Raw genomic sequence first — 2337 nt, forward strand, 5'->3', positions numbered from 1 at the left:
ATACCGGAACCTTTGGGCTCGATCCAATAAACGCTTGGGGAGAGAATACCTCTACTTTTTCAGAAGCAATTCTGTCTAAGCAAGTAATCTCTGTGAACCAAGAATCCCCGTCTCTTTAGAGCGGGGAGTGTCAATGGACTCTGGAAATATTACCCGCTTTAATCCAACCTTCGCGACCATCGGACAGACGTATGCGCTGCCATTGGCCATCGCTGCTGGTTCCCACCACACTAACTTTAGTATTATAATCCAGACCGCCGAGACGAGTCGATTCACTGGTAGGTTGAGAGCGCAGACTTAAACCGCTTTGCCATGTCACCCGCGCTTGATAACCCTCGGATGTGGCTTCTCTTTTTCTTGCTTCGGGACTGGGTTTCGGGGAAGCTTTTGGTGCTGGTGCAGCTGTGGGAGACTCTTTCACCTCAGCTTGGGGTTGTTCTTGGACGGGAGTAGTAGGGATGGGAGAAGGTTTGACGGCGGTTTTTTCTTCCTTAGTTTCCTCTTTTTTCTCCTCGGTAAAGACGGGTTTAGGAGGATTAGAATTCATACCGGAGAGAAGCATATAGGCGACAGCAGTAGCCCCACCGACCAAAATCGCCACTCCCATGACAAAACCGAGCATAAATTGCAATAAACCAGATAAACGCTTCATATTGGTGCTAAATTAACTGCTAGAATTGACATTAAAACGATCATCGCGAGAGGCTAGACGAGCTTTACCGGACTTTGCCCAATCCTGTAGAAATTGAATCTGTTCTTGGGCAGTCCGAGCTAGGGGGATAATCTGACTAGCGGCCTCAAGCACATCATCGGTGCTAAAGTCGCGATTTTGACTAAAACCGATGTGCATCGCTTCCACGATGGTTTGTTCGATTTCTGCCCCCGAAAAATCGGGAGTTTCGTAGGCTAATCGCTTTATATCATAACTTTTCAGATTATGGGGCCGAACTTTCCCTAAATGAACGCTAAAAATCTCCTCGCGGGACTTTTGGCTAGGTAGTCCGACAAAAAATATCTCATCGAAGCGTCCTTTTCGCAACATTTCCGGGGGCAGAGATTGGATGTTATTAGCTGTAGCGACGACAAAAACCGGCGATTGTTTCTCGGCTAACCAAGTGATAAAAGTCCCGAAAACCCGCCCGGTGGTTCCCCCGTCACCTTTTCCCTCCGCTCCGGCGAAAGCTTTATCGATTTCGTCTATCCACAGCACACAGGGAGCTAAAGCTTCGGCGAGATTAATCATCTGACGGGTACGCGATTCCGATTCTCCCACCAATCCGCCAAATAAACGCCCCACGTCTAGACGCAGCAGCGGTAAGTGCCAATGATGGGAAATAGCTTTCGCTGTCAGGGATTTACCCGTCCCTTGAATTCCCACCAATAGTAAACCCCGGGGATTGGGTAAACCGTAGGCGCGGGCGCGTTCACTAAAGGCACCACCGCGACGAATCAGCCAATCTTTGAGATTATCTAGGCCGCCGATGTCAGAAATCTGCTCTGTGGCGGGATAAAAGTCCAATATCTGGGTTTGACGAATCGATTGGCGTTTTTCTGCCAAAATTAATTCCACGTCCTCTGGCTCAATTTTGCCGTGACTGGCTAAACATTTGGCTAAAACCCGACGAATTCTCTCTAGAGATAATCCTTGGGCAGAAAGCACTAATTCATCGAGGAGTGGTTCTTTGACGGGTTGTCCGGTGGCAGCGATTAATCGCTGGATTTCCTGTTTAATTTCTTCGCCACTGGGGAGGGGAAAATCGACGACGGTGATTACTTCGGTTAGATCCGAGGGGATAGACAGTTCGGGAGCGACGATAATTAGGTTTTTGGGCTGAGATTTCAGAGAACGGGCCAGATTTCGCAATTTTCTGGCGATGGAAATATCTTCTAAAAAGCGCTGGAAATCGCGTAAAATTATGATGGCGGCGATGTTAGGCGGCAGCTTTTCGACGAATTCAAGAGCTTGGAGGGGATTACGCCGAGCAAAGTTCTCATTATTGGGATTATCTTGATAACCATCCACGAAATCCCAGACATAGACAGCACGGTTATGGCTCTGTTTGGCAATATCGGCGATCGCTTTTTCGAGACGTTCCTCTTCTAGGGTGGTAATATAGATGAGAGGATAGCGCGCCCGCAGCAGTAATTCAAATTCTTCACCAAAGCTCATAGCTATTCGTCTATAGTTTTTGCTATTTAGGGCTTGCTGAATAAATCTAAAAACCTTGCTGGATAAGACTTTTAGACTTTTTGTCAATCCAAAAGTACCGGACCTGGGAGTGAGCGGGGGGAAAATTCAGGTACTTTTTCCCTGAAAATTAGGTAATTGACCAGATG

The 2337-nt window shown here is 47.6% G+C and carries 2 protein-coding genes; both read right to left on the reverse strand.

Going from position 1 to position 2337, the window contains the following annotated elements; genetic code table 11:
- Nucleotides 1–130: 130 nt before the first annotated feature.
- Entirely contained in the window at nucleotides 131–652 is a 522-nt protein-coding gene (locus PX482_RS12935) for an SH3 domain-containing protein (protein WP_287971952.1), read from the reverse strand.
- 12 nt (nucleotides 653–664) lie between these two features.
- Nucleotides 665–2170, reverse strand: a complete 1506-nt coding sequence (locus PX482_RS12940; RefSeq protein WP_002798407.1) for a Ycf46 family AAA ATPase — start codon at nucleotides 2168–2170, stop codon at nucleotides 665–667.
- Nucleotides 2171–2337: the final 167 nt, after the last annotated feature.

This window comes from Microcystis sp. M53602_WE12, assembly GCF_030065455.1.
Taxonomy (GTDB): Bacteria; Cyanobacteriota; Cyanobacteriia; order Cyanobacteriales; family Microcystaceae; genus Microcystis; species Microcystis aeruginosa.